This window comes from Escherichia ruysiae, assembly GCF_031323975.1.
Classification (GTDB): domain Bacteria; phylum Pseudomonadota; class Gammaproteobacteria; order Enterobacterales; family Enterobacteriaceae; genus Escherichia; species Escherichia ruysiae.
Genome location: NZ_JAVIWS010000001.1, coordinates 911,428 through 928,136 on the forward strand (window position 1 = coordinate 911,428; position 16,709 = coordinate 928,136).

Annotated in this window: 19 protein-coding genes and 1 pseudogene; 5 read left to right on the forward strand and 15 right to left on the reverse strand. The window is 48.9% G+C overall.

Annotated elements, in window-relative coordinates; all coding sequences use genetic code 11:
• Positions 1–14 precede the first annotated feature (14 nt).
• Positions 15–869, reverse strand: a complete 855-nt coding sequence (locus tag RGV86_RS04700) for a GPO family capsid scaffolding protein (protein WP_001297840.1) — start codon at positions 867–869, stop codon at positions 15–17.
• A gap of 173 nt (positions 870–1,042) precedes the next feature.
• On the opposite strand from RGV86_RS04700, the gene RGV86_RS04705 reads away from it, so the two are divergent.
• The gene (locus RGV86_RS04705; protein ID WP_000156861.1) at positions 1,043–2,815 is read left to right on the forward strand and encodes a terminase ATPase subunit family protein; all 1,773 of its coding nucleotides are present in this window, start codon (positions 1,043–1,045) and stop codon (positions 2,813–2,815) included.
• Positions 2,815–3,849 carry a phage portal protein gene (locus RGV86_RS04710; RefSeq protein ID WP_052893703.1) on the forward strand — a complete coding sequence of 345 codons (1,035 nt, stop codon included), beginning with the start codon at positions 2,815–2,817 and terminating at the stop codon, positions 3,847–3,849. The genes RGV86_RS04705 and RGV86_RS04710 overlap by 1 nt, the downstream gene beginning before the upstream one ends.
• 329 nt (positions 3,850–4,178) lie before the next feature.
• Here the strand turns inward: RGV86_RS04710 and RGV86_RS04715 are convergent, their stop codons facing one another.
• From RGV86_RS04715 to RGV86_RS04755, 9 genes and pseudogenes are all read right to left on the reverse strand, one after another.
• Entirely contained in the window at positions 4,179–5,501 is a 1,323-nt protein-coding gene (locus RGV86_RS04715) for a HEPN domain-containing protein (RefSeq protein ID WP_309508408.1), read from the reverse strand.
• A gap of 83 nt (positions 5,502–5,584) precedes the next feature.
• A complete protein-coding gene (locus RGV86_RS04720; RefSeq protein ID WP_309508407.1) occupies positions 5,585–7,852 on the reverse strand; it encodes a replication endonuclease in 2,268 nt (755 codons plus the stop codon).
• Positions 7,842–8,117, reverse strand: a complete 276-nt coding sequence (locus RGV86_RS04725; RefSeq protein WP_000027664.1) for a DUF5405 family protein — start codon at positions 8,115–8,117, stop codon at positions 7,842–7,844. Before RGV86_RS04725 ends, RGV86_RS04720 begins: the two co-directional genes overlap by 11 nt.
• Positions 8,114–8,338: a TraR/DksA family transcriptional regulator gene (locus RGV86_RS04730; protein WP_001113263.1), complete on the reverse strand. Its 225-nt coding sequence runs from the start codon at positions 8,336–8,338 to the stop codon at positions 8,114–8,116. The genes RGV86_RS04725 and RGV86_RS04730 overlap by 4 nt, the downstream gene beginning before the upstream one ends.
• On the reverse strand, positions 8,338–8,640 hold the full coding sequence (locus RGV86_RS04735) for a DUF5405 family protein (RefSeq protein ID WP_001754915.1): 303 nt from the start codon (positions 8,638–8,640) through the stop codon (positions 8,338–8,340). Before RGV86_RS04735 ends, RGV86_RS04730 begins: the two co-directional genes overlap by 1 nt.
• Positions 8,640–8,864, reverse strand: a complete 225-nt coding sequence (locus RGV86_RS04740) for a DUF2732 family protein (RefSeq protein ID WP_000557703.1) — start codon at positions 8,862–8,864, stop codon at positions 8,640–8,642. The genes RGV86_RS04735 and RGV86_RS04740 overlap by 1 nt, the downstream gene beginning before the upstream one ends.
• Positions 8,865–8,927: 63 nt before the next feature.
• Complete coding sequence (locus RGV86_RS04745) at positions 8,928–9,428, reverse strand: hypothetical protein (RefSeq protein WP_000217670.1); 501 nt, start codon at positions 9,426–9,428, stop codon at positions 8,928–8,930.
• Positions 9,425–9,595 (reverse strand): hypothetical protein, encoded by a 171-nt coding sequence (locus RGV86_RS04750; RefSeq protein WP_001005162.1) that lies wholly within the window; start codon positions 9,593–9,595, stop codon positions 9,425–9,427. The genes RGV86_RS04745 and RGV86_RS04750 overlap by 4 nt, the downstream gene beginning before the upstream one ends.
• Before the next feature lie 10 nt (positions 9,596–9,605).
• Positions 9,606–9,882, reverse strand: a pseudogene (locus tag RGV86_RS04755) (regulatory phage cox family protein).
• A 121-nt stretch (positions 9,883–10,003) separates the two neighbouring features.
• Here RGV86_RS04755 and RGV86_RS04760 point away from each other — a divergent pair.
• From RGV86_RS04760 to yegS, 3 genes are all read left to right on the forward strand, one after another.
• On the forward strand, positions 10,004–10,303 hold the full coding sequence (locus RGV86_RS04760) for a helix-turn-helix domain-containing protein (protein ID WP_000020919.1): 300 nt from the start codon (positions 10,004–10,006) through the stop codon (positions 10,301–10,303).
• A gap of 115 nt (positions 10,304–10,418) precedes the next feature.
• Positions 10,419–11,432, forward strand: coding sequence for a site-specific integrase (locus RGV86_RS04765; protein ID WP_309508406.1), 1,014 nt, complete (start codon positions 10,419–10,421; stop codon positions 11,430–11,432).
• Between the two features lie 193 nt (positions 11,433–11,625).
• Positions 11,626–12,525: a lipid kinase YegS gene (yegS, locus tag RGV86_RS04770; protein ID WP_085460875.1), complete on the forward strand. Its 900-nt coding sequence runs from the start codon at positions 11,626–11,628 to the stop codon at positions 12,523–12,525.
• Positions 12,526–12,614: 89 nt separating this feature from the next.
• Here yegS and RGV86_RS04775 read toward each other — a convergent pair whose 3' ends face one another.
• The 5 genes from RGV86_RS04775 to gatA all read right to left on the reverse strand — a co-directional run bounded on the left by RGV86_RS04775 (position 12,615) and on the right by gatA (position 16,709).
• On the reverse strand, positions 12,615–13,388 hold the full coding sequence (locus RGV86_RS04775) for a DeoR/GlpR family DNA-binding transcription regulator (protein WP_010347143.1): 774 nt from the start codon (positions 13,386–13,388) through the stop codon (positions 12,615–12,617).
• A gap of 105 nt (positions 13,389–13,493) precedes the next feature.
• Entirely contained in the window at positions 13,494–14,534 is a 1,041-nt protein-coding gene (gatD, locus tag RGV86_RS04780; RefSeq protein ID WP_085460876.1) for a galactitol-1-phosphate 5-dehydrogenase, read from the reverse strand.
• Between the two features lie 47 nt (positions 14,535–14,581).
• Positions 14,582–15,937: a PTS galactitol transporter subunit IIC gene (locus RGV86_RS04785; RefSeq protein WP_137598275.1), complete on the reverse strand. Its 1,356-nt coding sequence runs from the start codon at positions 15,935–15,937 to the stop codon at positions 14,582–14,584.
• A 3-nt stretch (positions 15,938–15,940) separates the two neighbouring features.
• Positions 15,941–16,225, reverse strand: coding sequence for a PTS galactitol transporter subunit IIB (gatB, locus tag RGV86_RS04790; protein ID WP_000823282.1), 285 nt, complete (start codon positions 16,223–16,225; stop codon positions 15,941–15,943).
• Positions 16,226–16,256: 31 nt separating this feature from the next.
• Positions 16,257–16,709, reverse strand: a complete 453-nt coding sequence (gatA, locus tag RGV86_RS04795; RefSeq protein ID WP_085460879.1) for a PTS galactitol transporter subunit IIA — start codon at positions 16,707–16,709, stop codon at positions 16,257–16,259.

Below are 16,709 nucleotides of genomic sequence, written 5' to 3' on the forward strand. Positions count from 1 at the left end.
CTGACTGACGCCGGTCAGCAGTTCGTCATCAGGGCGTCACCGCCACCACCGGTGGCCTTGCTGCGGCGCTGCTGGGTCAGACTTTCGGTGTGGTCGAGACTGTTTTTCAGGCGGGTGAATGCCTGGCTGGTTTCATCCGCCCTGTCAGTCACCTCCTGCTTAAGTGCGGAAAAGGCGGTTTCCATCTCAGAGAGGCGCTGCTCAGTGGCGCTCAGTTTTTCCTGCACATGTTCAGCAACAGCGGTCACCGCTTCATGCACGTCATTCAGACGGGCGTCATCGCTGGCCTGTTTGCGGCCAAAAATGGATTTCACCTTTTCGGTCAGGGCGGTGAACACGGTTTCAGGCAGGTCTTCAAATTCCAGCTCAACAGGCGTTGCCACTGAAATCAGGTTTTCAGGGCTTAATTTGAAGCGGTTCAGGGGGTTGTGTTTTGCCGTGCGGCAGAATTCCAGGTATTCCGTGCCGAGGCTTGCCGGGTCATCGGTGACGGCCAGACCCACCAGATAACATTTGCCGGTGTTGGCAAAGTTCGGCTGAATTTCCATTGAGGTGTAGACCTTCTGCGCGGCCTTGTTCATCGCGATAAGGTCATCGGTCGGGGTGATTTTCGCAAACAGCGCCCATTTGCCTTTCAGCGCCGAATCATCGTCAATCTTTTCGGCCTTCAGTTCGGCCACATCGCCATAACGCTTAAAAATACCGTCAGGCAGGATGCCGCGCAGATGTTCCAGGTTAATGCGGCAACCATAGACTCGCGGGTCAAAGGTTTCGGCCATTTCCTGAATATCCTGCGCACTGATGACACGCCCGTCACAGGTGTCACCCTCAACGCCGATACGAAAGAATTTTGAGACTTTTTTTGCCATTGTCAGGAGTCCTGAATAGTGATTAGAGGAGTCACATGTCGGCATCAGTTTCCCGACGATGCGCATCCTCCGCCATCAGTCCCGGATGGCTTATCACTGACACAACAGCACCTTAGCGAATCGCGGGGCGCGACTCAGTAGCCTTGCCGTGTATTCATCACGGCGAGGTATTCATGACCATCACCACAGACACCACTCTTTTACACGACCCGCGTCGTCAGGCGGCGCTGCTGTACTGGCAGGGATTTTCCGTGCCGCAGATTGCCGCCATGTTGCAGATGAAACGCCCGACGGTGCAGAGCTGGAAACAGCGCGACGGCTGGGACAGCGTTGCCCCCATCAGCCGTGTCGAAATGAGTCTGGAAGCGCGGCTGACCCAGCTCATCATCAAACCGCAGAAAACCGGCGGTGATTTCAAGGAAATTGACCTGCTGGGACGCCAGATTGAACGACTGGCACGGGTAAACCGCTACAGCCAGACCGGCAACGAGGCAGACCTTAATCCGAACGTCGCTAACCGCAACAAAGGCGGGCGGCGCAAACCGAAAAAGAATTTTTTCAGTGACGAGGCCATCGAAAAGCTGGAGCAGATTTTCTTTGAGCAGTCTTTCGATTATCAGTTGCACTGGTATCGCGCCGGGCTTGAGCACCGCATCCGCGATATCCTGAAATCCCGCCAGATTGGCGCGACGTTTTATTTTTCCCGCGAGGCGCTGCTGCGCGCCCTGAAAACCGGTCATAACCAGATTTTTCTGTCGGCCAGTAAAACGCAGGCGTATGTGTTCCGTGAATACATCATCGCCTTTGCCCGTCTGGTTGACGTTGACCTGACCGGTGACCCGATTGTCCTGGGCAATAACGGCGCAAAACTGATTTTTCTCGGCACCAACTCCAACACCGCGCAGAGCCATAACGGCGACCTGTACGTCGACGAGATTTTCTGGATCCCGAATTTTCAGGTACTGCGTAAGGTGGCATCAGGTATGGCCTCACAGAGTCACCTGCGCTCGACCTATTTCTCCACCCCGTCCACGCTGGCGCACGACGCCTACCCGTTCTGGTCGGGTGAACTGTTTAACCGGGGACGCGCCAGCGCCGCCGAACGCGTGGAAATCGACGTCAGTCATAACGCCCTTGCCGGTGGGCTTCTCTGTGCGGACGGCCAGTGGCGGCAGATTGTCACCATTGAGGACGCCCTGAAAGGTGGCTGCACGCTGTTCGACATTGAGCAGCTTAAACGCGAAAACAGCGCCGACGATTTTAAAAACCTGTTCATGTGTGAATTTGTTGACGACAAGGCGTCGGTGTTCCCGTTCGAGGAGCTGCAACGCTGCATGGTCGACACGCTGGAAGAATGGGAAGACTATGCGCCGTTTGCCGCCAATCCGTTCGGCTCCCGCCCGGTATGGATTGGTTACGACCCGTCACACCGTGGCGACAGCGCCGGATGCGTGGTACTGGCACCGCCGGTGGTGGCCGGTGGCAAATTCAGAATACTTGAGCGTCACCAGTGGAAAGGCATGGACTTTGCCACCCAGGCGGAATCCATCCGCAAACTCACCGAAAAATACAACGTCGAATACATCGGTATTGATGCCACCGGCCTCGGTGTCGGCGTGTTCCAGCTTGTGCGCTCGTTCTATCCCGCCGCGCGCGATATCCGCTACACGCCGGAAATGAAAACCGCAATGGTGCTCAAGGCAAAAGACGTTATCCGCCGTGGCTGTCTGGAATATGACGTCAGCGCCACCGACATCACCAGCTCGTTTATGGCTATCCGCAAGACCATGACCAGCAGCGGACGCAGCGCCACCTATGAGGCCAGCCGCAGCGAGGAAGCCAGCCACGCCGACCTCGCCTGGGCGACCATGCACGCCCTGTTAAATGAGCCTCTCACCGCCGGTATCAGCACCCCGCTGACATCCACCATTCTGGAGTTTTACTGATGAGCAAGAAAAAAGGGAAAACACCGCAACCTGCGGCAAAAACAATCACCGCCAGCGCCCCGAAAATGGAGGCATTCACCTTTGGTGAGCCGGTGCCGGTACTCGACCGCCGTGACATTCTGGATTACGTCGAGTGCATCAGTAACGGCAGATGGTATGAGCCGCCGGTCAGCTTTACCGGTCTGGCAAAAAGCCTGCGTGCTGCCGTGCATCACAGCTCCCCGATTTACGTCAAACGTAATATTCTGGCCTCGACATTTATCCCGCATCCGTGGCTGTCCCAGCAGGATTTCAGCCGCTTTGTGCTGGATTTTCTGGTGTTCGGTAATGCGTTTCTGGAAAAGCGTTACAGCACCACCGGTAAGGTCATCAGACTGGAAACCTCACCGGCAAAATATACCCGCCGTGGCGTGGAAGAGGATGTTTACTGGTGGGTGCCTTCCTTCAACGAGCCGACACCTTTCACGCCCGGCTCCGTGTTTCACCTGCTGGAGCCGGATATTAATCAGGAGCTGTACGGCCTGCCGGAATACCTCAGCGCCCTTAACTCTGCCTGGCTGAATGAGTCGGCCACGCTGTTCCGCCGAAAGTATTACGAAAACGGCGCACATGCCGGATACATCATGTACGTCACCGATGCCGTGCAGGATCGCAACGATATCGAAATGCTCCGCGAAAACATGGTTAAATCGAAAGGCCGCAACAACTTTAAAAATCTGTTTCTCTATGCCCCACAGGGGAAAGCTGACGGCATTAAAATTATCCCGCTCAGTGAAGTGGCAACGAAGGACGATTTTTTTAATATCAAAAAAGCCAGTGCCGCAGACCTGCTGGACGCGCACCGCATCCCCTTTCAGTTGATGGGCGGCAAGCCGGAGAACGTCGGGTCGCTGGGTGATATTGAGAAAGTGGCAAAGGTCTTTGTCCGCAATGAGCTTATCCCGCTACAGGACAGGATTCGGGAAATAAACGGCTGGCTCGGCCAGGAGGTCATCCGCTTTAAAAACTACTCACTGGACACTGACAACGGCTGAACATCGCCGCCTGCGGGCGGCTTTTTTACCCCCCGTCATCACGCCCTCACACGCTCACCACCGCACAAAACATCCCGCAGACACACCAACACCCCGGCGCACAATCTAAACGCCATCACGACGCGCTCAGACGCTGAAAAAATAAAATCAGCACCACCGCCAGCGCGCAGTGCTTTCCCCGCCTCGCCCGCCCGCTTCATGGGGCGGTTTTAATGCAGGTGCATCATCCCCCCGGCAAGCGCCTGTTCTGGTGCTCGCTGTCAAAAGATATATTTGAAAATGAATGCAAATTTATGCACCTAATGCAGGCGAGGCTAAAAAGAACATCTTTAGTTTGTTTTTTTAACTCCACTGTATTCCGCTATCATCCTCTCAACCGCTGGAAGCAACTCAGCAGGAACGCAAATAGACCTATCTGCCTTTCCAACATCTTTTGGCGTTTTGTAAGTACCATTATAATTAAGGACGCATTCTTTAAGAATTTCAAAAAGAGAAACAATAGGGTCCACGCCATAGCTATCAATAAACTTTCGATAGCTATCATTATCAGATAACGATGAAATATCTCCATGAACAAACTTACACCTAAGCTCATAGATTATTCCTATTTTTGAATCAATATCAATAATTTTCGCCGCATCTCTGCAAACACCGCCAATAATTGAATTTTTATTACCATTATTGGTTCCATACATAGCATCCAATGCTATAAATTGATTCAAAAACCTTTCACGTTTGTCATCCCTCCACCCGTGCGCTATAAAGGAAAGAGCAGACAACATCCTTTTATCAGGTGATGAAAGTATTTTTGTAAGTATCGCCAAGGCTGAATCCGTTATATTTAAATTATATACAGACGGAATATTCACCCGAAACTCACTTTCATGATATTTCCCGACACCAAAAGACTCAACTAGATTATTAACAGCAACTCGATTAATCGCAAAAGGATTATCAACCGCAAGACATAAAGCTCCAAACAAACTATCAAACATTTTCACCGCTTTATCCTCTGATGAAGCATATGCCACCACCAAGCAGGATTTTGACTGTCGAAAATATTTCCCAATTGGTTTATGCCGCATATATTCATCATCATAAAAATCAACAGGAACCTTGATGTCAGTTTTGTCTTTAATATCAGAAAGTAATTCCACCCCTAGCCCCGGGCCATATAAAAATAAATTTTCTCTAAGCTCAAGCTTCCCATCAAAGCCAGCACACCCAAGATTATAAATATACGGACAGGATTTTATTCGTGAAAGCATATAATACTTAAACATCTCACTAAGATTTTTTCTATGAACTTGCGTTATAATATCATCAACACAAATCTTATCAGGATTAAGCGACAGAAAATCAGCATCAATGCGATTGAAGGCTTCAGAACAAAAACCTAACAATAATCTTTTCGCATTGTGAAGGTCACTTATACCTAATTGGGGGCCATATGCTTTTAATAACCTACTAGCACATTTTGCAATCTCCTTATCATCATATGCAAGCCCAAAAACAAAATCTTCTAATGCTTTACCGACTTGGATACAAGGCTGCTCCTTACCATGACTATAAAAAAAACTTTTGCATAATTTGTTTATCATGCCATTAGAGAACGCAACCTTCATAGATACTTCATCCCTTAACGCACTCATCGATAATAATTCCTTATAAGTTATTAATGCACGACTACTAAAGCATTGCTTCAGATTTGTTAATGTATCATGATGCCATCAGTTTAAGAAAACATCACCCAATCGTCTTTTACAGCATAACTAAACCGCTCACCGTCATAAATTACTGTTGCCCCGCGCGCCAACGCCTCAAGCTCCCATCGCTGCGGCCTGATACCGTTCTGAGCAAGGTCAACGCGGATACGGGTAATTTGCATTCTTTCCGACCGGGTCAGTCTGGCCGATGGTGCAATTTCATGTGGTTTTAACGGGCTTCCGTTTCTTTGCTGACGATTTGGCGTTCTCAGACCGTGTTTTAATGCGCCCCTGAGCGCCCTCACAACCTCCGGGTCATTCCATTCGATAACACCGTCATCAACCAGATTAAGCACTGCTGCGGCGTGCTCAGAAGGTGTGGGAGCCGGTAACGAAGTATCACAACCGGTGACCTTTCCACAGTTATTGACAGGACTCCGAGGCGCGGCGATGCCGCTTTTTAAAGTCAAAGGCTCAACGACCGGAACTTTCGGCACAATGCGCCAGTCCGTCGTTCTGGTGATATGAATATGACGCGCGCCGAGATGCGGCGCGTAAATGCCGACCACTCTCTCGACTTCTTCCTCGTACTCGTTAACTTCATCCGACGGACTACGGGCGACCCTGACAGTCTGACAATCGCGCGGGACATTTGCCCCACCCTGCGCGCTGATATACAACGCAAAATCACCACTGTCTGCGGCGGCGCGTGCAGCCTCGACGCGCTCGTCAAACTCATCAGCAATGCTGACGCCGCGAGGCAATTTGCGTAGTTCACGGTAAGCCCCCATTGTCGGCAGACCAACCGTTTTAAATTGTGGGATGCGCCACGTTGACGCCCATGCGGTAACAGCCGCAGCAGTGTCTTTCAGCGGTCTGCCGGTATCGTTATCGAGCTGACCATCCAGTGCATAGCCATCGATGTTTTTTGAGATGTATTTCGCGATATACCCCGCAGCACCGCCCTGGTTAAGGTGTTTTGCCTGAAAACGGTTTCGCGCGGCTCCTCTTTCGTCGCCATCCTCTTTGAGCGCATAGCGACGCATGATTTCGATAATCTGGTTACGCTGGCGTGGATTACAAAAAAGCATCATATGCCAGTGCGGCGTTCCGTCGTGGTGTGGCTCGACGACACGCAAACCGTAGACCTGTAAATCATTATCCTTGAATGCCGTGCGCATCAGGCTCCAGATATGGCAGAGATAACGCTGCGCATCCTTTGGATTAAATGCCTCATCGTTCCAGCCGTGATTTAGCTGGACGGTTTTACTTTCGCCTTTTCCGACCTGACGTGTCGGGTGATACTTTGACGGCGCGGTAAGCGTGATAAACATCCCCACATCACCCTCTGCGGCGGCGTAACGCTCAATACCGGCAATGGTGTTCATCAGCTCCATCCGGCGAATTTCAGGATTAGAAATACTGCCCATCACCTTACTGATAAGGTCGATGCGCTCGCCGGTTTCCCTGTTTTCAAGGTCACACGATTTAAGAAATTCCAGATTTGCCTGGCGGCGTGCACGCACATCACGAATGGCATGTTTACTGGCATAAGGAGAACGGTCTTTATTCACCTCCCCGACAGCAATCAGTAACGCCTCATGCCAGCGCATACGCTGGCCTTTGAGCTGATGAGTCCACCACTCATCGTTAAACAGACGGGCAATGGCAGAATATGCCTGCCTCGTGGTCATCTGTCCTTTACGGTATTTTTTCCAGTAAAGCGGGGAAATATTGAAAGCACGTGCAGCGCCAGCAACATGACCATAGAGGTGAGCCTGCGCCTCATCCGTAAACAGCGATTCTTTTTCGCCATGTGCATCCACCCAGGCATCGCTGAGTTCCTCATACATCATGAAAAGCTGCGATGAGATACGGGCGGCAAACTTTTTCAGCTCCTTGTCATTCATTCCCGGCAGGCGCGCATAGTGGTCACGCTCTGCCAGAAACAGCAACGACGCGTCGGTGTTCATTTCATGGCGCTGATTCACGCGCTCAATGCGCGGCCATAAACGACGCTGAAAAGTGGATGTGAGGAAATAAAACCCGTGCACCGGGCTTTTATTGCGCCGGATGTAGTCATAGCGTGAAGTAAACAGCGAGCGCAAAAAGTAAGGCAGGCGGTTAATCGTGGATAAAACACCTTGCACCTGACGCATCTCGTCACGTGTAAGGGGTCTTTCGCGCCCGACAGCCTCGCGTGGCGCGTTCCATGCATAAGCACCGGTAAACGCCTTACCGGTGCCTGCGGCAAATGCTGACGGAGGGACAAAACGCCCGGAGGCTTTAACGGCCATATGAGCCAAAAGCCTCTGAACAACGCTTGCTGAGTTGCTCAACCTGCGCGTTTAAATCAGCAAAAGACTTTGCGCTTCCGGTCAGAATATCGTGATGCATCAGGCCGGAAACGAGCTGGCTTAATTTCGGGTAATAACCAACCACCGCCAGCCATTCCTGACCGGCGTTTTTACCGCTTTCCGCTCTCTTTTTCTCGTGGAGAATAAACTGAAAGCTGTCACTGGTAACGACATAACGTTCGCCAATTTCGATACGAATACTCATGCCATTCTCCGGTAATGTTTGTTTTTTGCTTCAAAGACTGACTGACAGGAAACACAACGCGTGGCTGACGGATAAGCCGCACGACGGGCAGCAGGTATTGGCGCGTCACACTCTTCGCAAACCAGCGCAGAAGCACCGCAATGTTTTACCCTTGCCGCGTTAATCTGACGCTCCAGTAATTCAGCCTGTTGTTCCTGAATAAAATCTACGTTGTCCGGCATTACCAGCTCCTTTTGTCGTTAAGTTTTTTAAATTCATCAGCGCAATAGCTGGCAATTTCTGTCGTTAATTTCGTCAGTTCATCCACGGAGGAGATTTGCTTGTGAAATACAGCGCGTTTAACAAGTAAATTGACCACATCAGACAGGAGATTTAATTCGTTCTGATAAATCGCGATAACAGACTCAGTTATTTCGCGTTTTTCTTTATCAAGACCAAGTTGAATAAGAGATAAATCGCCATTTTTCATAACAGCGATTTTTAAGGCGTTATTCAGTAATACAACTGAATGAGAACAGGACATCAAAGCACCTCCCCGCGAGATAATCCGATATTGTGAAATTTTTCCGACTCCTGACTGAGCAGCTCGACTATCTCCACGCGGGATAACTCCGCCTTTGTGATGTGGCGAATCATGGCGTCAAGATGAGAAGAAAAGCGCGTCGCTGCGTCGGCCTGTGCTTCGGTTCTGGCCTGTTGCAGCAGTAATGCGTATTTACCGCACTGATTTTCAGAAACTGTATGCATGACTTTCTCCAGGCAAAAAGAAGCCCCGCACGATTAAGTGCGTTAAAAACTCTGGTTAATTATTTAATGCAGATATTGCTCTGGTTTTACCGACGTCAGAATTGTCGGTGCATACTCAAACAGGCTGAATAATTCACGTAATGCACGGAATAAAGCATCACGCCAGTAACATGATTCTTCATTAATTCGCCAGTATGGCTGGTTGAATTCTTTTTCAGTCAATCCGGCATGCATAAATAAAGTACGACGCTGACTGACTGTTAAAAAACTAATATATGCATACTCACTTGCGCCAACCTGACGGCGTTTTGAGAATGCCCCACGCAATTCATCAATTGCACAAACCAGCCGTTCACGTTCGACGTCGTTCATTTCTTCAAAACGCATCGTTGCGTGACGCTGTTTTAACTGCGCATGGAAGCAAACCGTTAACCGTTCGCGCTCCATCATCTGATTATAATAATCACATGTATCCTGCCAGCGAGGAACGGCAAGATGCTTACCAATTATCCGGCGCATAGCTGCTGGTTGTTTTTCAACGAGATTGAGCGTCATCACTGTCATTTCCAGACCCTCCGGCTTTTCAGAAAGGTCAGAGCCTTTTTTAACGGACTCTGTTTTTTGGTGCGGATAATGATTCCCTTACGCCCCTTACCGTGGGTGATGGTGAAGTCAATCGCCCTGGGGCTTTCGTTACGCAATAACTGAGCAATACAACGAGGCTCATTCATACGGTTCTCCTTAACGTGGTTCACCGAGACCTAACCACATCAACCAGCCGTCACGAATCTCTTTAGGACGGCTTTCATAAGCCAGTTTTAGTCCGTTATTCCATGCCGGAAGGTATACCCAATATTCACCAGCACGCCCCCGATACTGACTGAGGGTCAGTAATCTCAATAACTGGTAATTTCCCTTTCTCAATCATGCCCCTTACAGCTCTTGGAGTTTTACCAATGAGTTTTGCAAACTCCTGATAAGGCACAGCATCAGTCACGCTTACAAGCTGTCTATTCATCTGCTACGATTCTCCCTTAGTGCTTCTAATGGCTCCTAATGGCTAATTATTGCCTAAAAGGATAACTCCAGAAGCACAACATTTCATACTATCAGCAAGAAATTACGCAATCGGAGTAATTATGTCAATAGACGTTTCGGAGAAGTTGAAGCTAATCCGTGAATCTGAAAGGTTAAACCGTAAAGAATTCAGTGAATTAACTGGTGTAGCCTACAGCTCACTTTCGAGCTATGAGAGCCGGTCAAAAAACGCTGGAGTTGAAGCCATAATGAAGGTCTTACAACATCCCAGATTTACTAAATATACTTTGTGGTTCATGACTGATCAGGTAGCTCCAGAAGCCGGGCAAATTGCGCCCGCTCTCGCACACTTTGGGCAAAACGAAACAACGTCGCCCCACTCCGGTCAAAAGACTGGTTAACAATTTATCGTGAATATATTCATCACAAGTGCCTACTATTGGTGGCTAAATTTCAGCCACCACGAAAAAAGCGATTAGTAGTAGCAAAAAAAAGTACCACTCGGAGGGTTTTCTGATGGCAATCAAAAAACTCGATGATGGTCGATATGAAGTGGACATCCGCCCTACTGGACGTAACGGAAAACGCATCCGTAGGAAGTTTGATAAGAAAAGCGAAGCTGTCGCTTTCGAAAAATACACGTTGTACAACCACCACAATAAAGAATGGCTATCAAAACCAACAGACAAACGACGTCTGTCGGAACTGACACAGATCTGGTGGGATTTAAAGGGTAAACACGAAGAGCATGGGAAATCTAATCTTGGAAAAATTGAAATCTTCACAAAAATAACGAATGACCCATGCGCATTTCAAATCACGAAATCCCTTATCAGCCAGTACTGCGCCACCCGAAGAAGTCAGGGTATTAAACCTTCGAGTATCAATCGTGATTTAACATGTATTAGCGGCATGTTTACAGCCCTGATTGAAGCGGAGTTATTCTTTGGTGAGCACCCTATCAGAGGGACAAAGAGGCTTAAGGAGGAAAAACCAGAAACAGGCTATCTCACACAGGAAGAAATTGCCTTACTGCTTGCAGCACTTGACGGCGACAACAAAAAGATTGCGATTCTTTGCCTGAGTACAGGAGCACGTTGGGGAGAAGCAGCTCGTTTGAAAGCAGAAAATATCATCCATAACCGCGTCACGTTTGTTAAAACGAAAACAAACAAACCACGCACCGTCCCGATCTCAGAGGCTGTTGCCAAAATGATCGCGGATAACAAACGAGGTTTTTTATTCCCTGATGCTGATTACCCTCGCTTCAGACGAACAATGAAAGCAATAAAACCGGATTTGCCAACGGGGCAAGCCACACATGCACTAAGGCACAGCTTTGCCACTCATTTCATGATTAATGGAGGAAGTATTATCACGCTACAACGGATACTAGGTCACACGCGGATTGAGCAAACTATGGTTTACGCTCATTTTGCGCCAGAGTACCTTCAGGACGCCATTTCTCTTAATCCGCTAAGAGGTGGTACTGAGGTTGAGAGTGTCCACACAGTGTCCACAGTAGAGTAACGTTTAAGGGCTTTCAGTGGTAATTTATGCCGCTCAAACCCGCATTGTACCGTTGAAAGCCCCTACTGGTGACACCCTAAATCTCCCTTACACGGGCTTATTTTTTTTGTACCACGACTTTCATCCTGTTCTGACACCGCCTTTTCTTTTCTGCTCTACACTATCTACAGACCAATCATAAAGGCATACGACCATGGCAGATTTTCCCGCCAGCTTACTGATTCTTAACGGTAAAAGTGCTGACAATGAAACATTACGCGAAGCAATTATGCTGCTGCGTGAGGAAGGAATGACTATCCATGTGCGGGTTACCTGGGAGAAAGGTGATGCTGCGCGTTTTGTTGAGGAAGCCCGCCAGCTTGGCGTTGCAACGGTGATTGCCGGCGGTGGCGATGGCACTACTAATGAAGTCTCCACGGCGTTGATTCAGTGTGAGGGCAATGAAATTCCTGCGTTGGGGATATTGCCGCTAGGTACAGCGAACGATTTTGCCACCAGTGTGGGTATTCCTGAGGCGCTGGATAAGGCACTTAAACTGGCAATTGCTGGTAACGCTATTGCGATTGATATGGCACAGGTCAACAAACAAACCTGTTTTATCAACATGGCGACGGGCGGATTTGGTACGCGCATCACCACGGAAACACCCGAGAAATTAAAAGCCGCGCTAGGTGGCGTCTCTTACATCATTCACGGCTTAATGCGCATGGATACGCTGCAACCGGATCGCTGTGAAATCCGTGGTGAAAATTTTCACTGGCAAGGCGATGCGCTGGTTATTGGTATTGGCAACGGGCGTCAAGCCGGTGGCGGTCAACAACTGTGCCCAAATGCGCTGATCAATGATGGTTTGTTACAACTGCGTATTTTCACCGGCGATGAAATTCTTCCAGCTCTCTTCTCAACCTTAAAACCTGACGAAGAAAACCCGAATATTATTGATGGCGCTTCGGCATGGTTCGATATACAAGCGCCGCATGAAATCACCTTTAATCTTGATGGCGAACCGTTAAGCGGACAACGTTTTCATATCGAAATACTTCCGGCAGCATTGCGTTGCCGGCTACCACCAGATTGCCCGTTATTGCGTTAATCAAATTATTCTCTCTGCATTAAGGAGAATCAGTTATGCCGGATGCGGTGTAAACACCTTATCCGGCCTACAAACTGAAAAGATGAATACTACACCGTAATTAATTTCACCCGTGTATTCTGCAATGCCAGTTTATCCACCTCTGACACGGCATCATCAGTAATAATAATGTCAATTTTTTCGATTGGCAGTACCTGATTAAATCCACGGCGGTTGAATTTCGTTGAGTCCAGTACCGCAACCACTTTATTTGCTGCGGTGACCATAGCACCGCTAATCGAATAACCTTCATTAAAGGTGGTAATGCCATTTACCGCATCGATACCGTCAGCGCCGACAAACATTAAATCGGCATTGATATCCTGCAATGAACGCTCGGCAATAGAACCATGCATCGAGCGCGTTTTATGGCGTACCGTGCCACCACAAACCACCAGCGTAATATCTTTATTTTCAGAAAGGGCAAATGCCGCCGGGAGACTGTTGGTAATCACCGTAATATTTTTTGCGGTCATTAATCCTTCGGCGATAAGCATTGTCGTACTTCCGCTGTCGAGAATAACGGTCATCCCTTCGTGGATCATTTTTACTGCTGCCTGTGCAATTCTGTTTTTTGGCGCACTGGCGAGCTGAAAGCGATCTTTAAATCCTACTTCCTGTGTCTCGGTTTCGCTATTGCCGGACATTATTTTCGCCGCACCACCATGAAAGCGCGTGACCACGCCTTTTTGTTCGAGAAAGCGCAAATCGGCACGGATTGTCGCTTCCGAGGCAGCAAATATTCCCGCCAGATCCTGAACAAGCACGGTCCCCTGTTCATTCACTAATTGGATGATCTTATTCCTTCGCTCGAATGAATTCATCGTCATTTACCCATATTCAATTGCGCATAGTGTAAACGAAGGGGGGGCATTGGTGAATGATCTGTTTTTCACAACGGTGAGCCAGCATCACGCTGGCCCACGGTTTCAGGGAATGAGTAACACCTTACCCGGCATGGTATTGCGAGCGATGTCACGCACCGCCTGAGCGAAGCTTTCAAAACCGCCACGGTGAGCGATTAATGGCTCCAGGCTTAACTTACGCTCTGCCAGCAACCGGCTCGCCGTTTCCCACTCCTGCCCAGGCCACGGGCTGGAGTAGTTCATCCAACTGCCGATAACCGTCAGCTCTTTACGCAATATTTTGCCAAACGTCGCCGACGTTAAATGCAGATCCTGATGCAACGTGCCCACCAGCGCCAGTTGTGCATGAGGCCCGGCAATCTCTACCGCCAGTTCGACAGTTTGCGGTACGCCAGCCGTCTCAAGGATAAGCTGATTAAAACGCAGTTCGCGTAAAACAGCCTGCATTTGTGGCGCACTCATTTCACTGCTGTTAAATGTTTGCGTGGCACCAAAGGATTTTGCCAGTGCCAGTTTTTCTGGGCTAATGTCGATAGCCGTCACACTCTTCGCCCCCAGCGCACTGGCGCACTGGATCGCCAGCAGGCCGATAGTTCCGGCACCAATAATAATGACGTTTTTATTTTCACAGCCTTGCGCCAAATGGAAAGCGTGCAGGCCGACGGTAATTGGTTCAATAAAAGCGCCATCCTGAATCGGCATTTCCTCCGGTAGTGCGAAGACATTTTTTCGATTCACCACAATATATTCTGCCAATCCCCCGTTGCGCCGTGATCCAATAAAATCATATTTCGCACACTGGGAATAAAAGCCTTTCAGACATTCCGGACATTGAAAACAGGGTAATAACGGCACACAGGCGACCGCATCGCCAGGTTGTAAATCATTTACCCCACTCCCCACAGCATCAACAAAACCACTAAATTCATGCCCTAATGTTATGGGGTAATAATGTGCACCATTTTTAAATATCCGGGGCAAATCGGAACCACATAATCCCGAACTGGCAATTTTAATTCGCACATCATCCTGATGATGAATTTCGGGTAACTCGTGCTCTTCCACGCGCACGATACCATCAGTATCATTCACCACTGATTTCATAAAAACTCCTGATTGTTAAGGGGGATAACCTCCCCCTCAGGTAAAAATTATTCTGCGAGAACGGCTTTCTCTTGTTTAATAAAACCACGCGCTCTACGCCAGGTCATAAAAATACCGGTGAGATAAATAGCGCCGATAATAATGAAACCGGGGATATTCTGCGGGGAGAAAACCTGAATCAGTAACCAGGTAATCGGTGAGCCGCCCTGATCCATCGAAGCCACCATGCCTCCGGCTTTTAACGCGCCCGCATTGGCAGCCAGTTGGGTATGCAGGCCAATAGTTTGCGTCGCAATCCACAGGGTGATGCTCATAATGATGATGCCAGAGATCAGGGTGCGGAACAGGTTTCCACGATGCACCGCGACCGCCATCGCTACAAAGAAGCCGATGGTGGCAAGGTCGCCAAACGGCAGCACCTGATTACCCGGCACACAAACGGCAATCAATATAGTGAGCGGGATAAAAATCAGGCTTGCCGACACCACAGCCGTATGCCCCAGCAACAACGCCGGATCAAGTCCAATCAAAAATTCCTGACCGCCGAACTTCGCCTGTAAACGGCTACGCGCCTGCTTCGCGATGGGTGTTAAACCATCCATGATGGGCTTGATCACCCGTGGCATCAGCAGCATCACCGCTGCCGTTTTTACTGCCAGTTGCAATACACCTTTGACATCGTAACCGGCAAGAATGCCGATAATCAGTCCCATCACAAAACCCACGGTGACCGGTTCGCCAAAAGGGCCAAATTTGCGCTGAATATCGTCGGCGCTAAATTTAATCCGGTTAATACCAGGGATTTTTTCGATAATGGCATCGACCAGCACCGCAATCGGCCCCATATACGCCGATGTGCCGTGCGGAATGGCAATGCCTTCCAGCTCAAAGAAATCACGGGTATCGCGTGCAAACCAGTCGCCCAGCTTATAAACAAACGCTGCGTGAATCACCACACCCGCGATGCCAATCATCCATGAACCCGTCGCCAGATGCAGCAACGCGCCGGTGAAGGTCATATGCCAGATATTCCAGATATCGACATTCACTACCCGCGTCATACGCGTGAGCAGCATTGCCACGTTAACCAGAATCGCAATCGGAATAGCCACCAGCGCAATTTGCGACGCCCAGGTCATTGGAGATGATCCCGGCCAGCCGACATCGACCACATGCAGATTTAAGTCGAAATTTTCCGCCATCGCTTTCGCCGCCGGGCCAATGGAATCCAGCATTAAGCCAATCACCAGACCGATGCCAACAAAGCCAATCCCGATATGCAGACCCGCTTTAAAGCAATCGCCTGCTTTCATGCCTAATATTTTTGAAAAAATAATAATGACAATCGGCAACATGACCGTAGGGCCAAGGTCGAGAATATAACGCATGACTTCTGAAAACATAGGTCACCCCTGTAAGATAGTCAGAATTTTATTTTGTAATGCTTCGATCCCTACACCAGAAACAAAAGGCATACCGTGAACTAACGGAATATCACCAAAACTGCGGTCAACTTTGGCTGTCGTACAAATAAGATGGACACCATCCATATAAGTTTCTATTTCATTAACCCGACACTGGATTAATTCAACAGGGATATTATGGCTCTGACATAACTCTTTAATCTCTTCCGCCGCCATCGTAGAAGTCGCAACCGCGCCTCCGCAAGCGACAATAATCTTGCGTTTCATAAATAGTCCTTTTTATTAGTACAGAGGGATTTTATTCATTTGAATCTAAAACAGATGTTTTGAAATATTCCATTAATTGCACTTCAGGAATGCTGATAAGCGTTTCGACCACATCGGGTTGTTGCAGCTTGCCAAATAAACGGCGTAAAAGTTTCAGTTGCTGCTGTGGATTTTCTACAATCAGGGCGATGATTAATGAAACCGCCACTTCATTATCATCATCTGCTTGCTGAAAATTGATTTTATCCGCGAGTCTTAACAGATAAATGGCTGACGTTTTTGCATGAATCGCCTCGCAGTGCGGTATTGCAATGGCGTGCTGTTCCAGCATGATCCCGGTGGGGAACTCCGCTTCTCTGCCAATTAATGCCTGCGGCCAGGAGTCATGAACAACGCCTTGTGCGACCATTTCGTTGCCAATATGGGTTAGTGCTTCGCGGCGATTGGCAAAAGAAATTCCGCTACGAACAAATAACTTTGTCAT